2 protein-coding genes are annotated in these 2,945 nt (G+C 60.7%); one reads left to right on the top strand and one right to left on the bottom strand.

What is annotated here, in order from left to right; translation table 11 throughout:
• Positions 1-327, bottom strand: a 327-nt coding sequence (locus WCA53_RS31430) for an exodeoxyribonuclease V subunit gamma (RefSeq protein WP_423920828.1), incomplete at its 3' end; no start/stop codon positions are given.
• Positions 328-477: 150 nt separating this feature from the next.
• Here WCA53_RS31430 and WCA53_RS31425 point away from each other — a divergent pair.
• On the top strand, positions 478-2,945 hold a 2,468-nt coding region (locus WCA53_RS31425; RefSeq protein ID WP_423920825.1), incomplete at its 3' end, for an FUSC family membrane protein.

Raw genomic sequence — 2,945 nt, 5'->3', positions numbered from 1 at the left:
CCAAAGCCATTGGGCGAGATAGCTGAACTCCATGTTCGCGCAAATGCCGAAACGCGTAGCCATGTCGAGTTCGAGCCGCCGGCGCACTGCTGCGCTGGGCACGATGATCGCCTGCCGCTCGAATGGATCGCCGTTGTTCATGGCGAACGCGGCGAGGTCGTCGAGCAGCGCCCGCGACAACGTTTCATGGCGATTCGAATAGAAGAGTTCGAGCATGGTTCCTGCTGCAGGGTTACTGCTGGTAAGGCACGTGGAGCAACGACTTGCCCCCGAGCCGCCGGGACGTGTCGCGAAGTGAAACGACAGGATAGCAAAGGCCGTTCGCAGGCAACACCTGGCCGATCGGACGAGGGTCTGACGTCTCGAAGTTGGGTTAGACTCGAAGCCTCTTTTGAAGCCATGTGTTGATGCTTCGAACCACTAAGCCAATGCCTCGCCGGAGGCGTCAGATACTCCGGGCAGCCTACTGGGAACTCGATGCGTTACTCGCTAGAAATCAAAAAATTTATTTATAGCCAGTACTTCTTCGGCGGCTTGCGGATCGCGCTCGGCGTCTCGCTGCCGGCTGTGTTGATGCTGATCGTGTTTCACAATCGTGAACTCGGTTTCACGATCGCTACCGGGGCGCTGGGCGCGAGCGTGGTCGACATGCCGGGGCCATTGAAGTACAAGCACAACGAGATGCTGGCCTGTACGGTAATCGGGTTCTTGTCGGCGCTTGCCACCGGTATTGCAAGTGCACATCCGGTGACGCTGTGGCTTACCGTGGTGCCGCTTACCTTCGTAATGTCGCTCGTGGTGGTCTACGGCAATCGTTGGCCGCAGATCAGCTTTGCCACGCTCTTCATGATGATCGTGACTCTGGAAGAGCACTTCACGCCAATGGAAGCGCTCGTCAATGCGTCATGGATATTGCTCGGCGGTCTTTGGTACACCTACTGGGCCACCTTCGTCAGCCGCTTGCTGGTGTATCGAATCGAGCGTCAGGCGCTCGCCGAAAGCGTGTTCAGCTGCGCCGACTATCTGATTGCGCGATCGGCATTCTATGACCTGGAAGCCGATATCGACGAGTGTTATCGCAGGCTGATCGAAAAGCAGATCGCGGCGGTCGAGCGGCAGGACGCAGCACGCGACATCGTATTGCGCAACTTGCCCAAGCTCAGGACGGGCAAGCTCGATCCACGCCGCGTCATGCTCTTCAACCTGTTCATCAACGTGGTCGACCTGCACGAGATGTTCGTCGGCGCCCATACGGACTACCCGCTCGTGCGCAACACGTTCGGCGCTTCGGACATCCTGGTTTTCTATCGCGACCTGATGAGAAAGGCCGCGCTCGATCTCGAGGACATCGGCCTTGCGGTCTTGCAACACCAGCCGGCGCGCGCACGGATCAACGTGAAAGCGGAGTTGCGCGCGATCGAGTACGAACTCGATCAGATGCGCCGGCATCAGGTGCCGCAGAAGAACCCCGAGGCCTATTCCGCGGTGTCGGCGGCGTTCCGGCGGCTGTGGAGCGCGACCCGGCTGATCGACAAGATGCGCCGTCACACGCGGCACGATCCGGGACTCACCGAAACCGAGATCCGCGTTCACCCGACCTTATCGCACTTCGTATCCAGCCGACGCGTGTCGTTCATGCAGATTTTCTCGAACCTGACCATGGCGTCGCCGAGCTTTCGGCATGCGCTGCGGGTGACGATCGCGGTCGGCGTCGGGTTCTGGCTCGGACGGGTGTTGCCGCTAACCAATGCCTACTGGATCGTGATGACGACGGTCATCATCCTGAAACCTGGCTATTCGTTGACGAAGCAGCGCAATGTCCAGCGGATCATCGGCACCGCGATCGGCTGCGCGGCATCCGTCGCGTTGATCCTGGTTGTCAAGCAGCCGGAGTTGTTGCTAATCATCATGTTCGCGTCGATGGTGATGAGCTACAGCCTGTTGCTCTTCAACTACACGGCTAGCGTCGCGTTCACATCGGCGTTCGTGTTGCTGCTGTTCCACTTGCTCGCGCCGGGCAGCATGAGGCTGATCGGCGAACGAGCGATCGATACTGCCGTCGGTAGCGCCATCGCGATCGCGGCAAGCCACTTGTTTCCGTATTGGGAATACCGCCTGATGGGTAAGCTCGTCAACGACATGATTGCCGCGACCCGCAATTACCTGGAAGCGAGCTGGTGGTGGACCGGCAAGCCAACGGCGCAAGCGGAGCCGAAGAGCGCGGCCGAGGCAAACGCTGGGGTGCCGGAGGCCGCGGTGGTCAGCTTGACACAGCCCGAGACGACACACGACGAGGCGCGGGCATCAGCAGGTGAGCCAGCAGGTGAACCCGCGTCGGCTTCCGTCGTAGCCATGGTCGGATCGAACGCAGTTGGGTCTGCGAATGCGGCTGCCTCCGATCCCGACCGTGCGAGCAGCACCGGCAGCGCTTTTACAGCGCAACCTCGCCGAACGGAGCGCAATGGCGAAAGCCCGGCTGAACGGTTGGCCGAAGGCGTCGACGGGGTCAGCGTTCGGGCCGTCCCGTCCCGTCACAATGCCGTACGGGCGGAACACGCCATCGATACCGGCGGCAAGTCGTACCCGAAAACACCGGTCGGTGAAAGCACCGCTGCGGCCGCGGCTTCTGGCGCATCCGTAGCAGCGACCGTTGCGGCGAATGCTCTCGACAGTGATTTTCGCTATCGTCTCGCGCGCAAGAACGTGCATATTGCGTTCGCGAACCTGGGACAGGCATTCCGGCGGATGATGTTGGAACCGAAAGCGCAGCAGAAGTTTGTTCCGGAACTCAACGACTTGCTGGTGCGCAGCCATGTGCTTGCGTCGCAAATCACGGCTGCGGGACCCTTGCTGCAATCGGTCGGGAAGTCGGAAGCGAGTCACGCGGCGCAGCCCGTGCAACGCGCGCTCAGTGTTATCCGCGACAATCTAACGCAGGCACAGGC

It is taken from the genome of Caballeronia sp. (assembly GCF_049581465.1).
In the GTDB taxonomy this organism is placed as follows: domain Bacteria; phylum Pseudomonadota; class Gammaproteobacteria; order Burkholderiales; family Burkholderiaceae; genus Caballeronia.
Note: the sequence above shows the minus strand (reverse complement) of the source record. Positions and strands in the feature narration are given on the sequence as shown.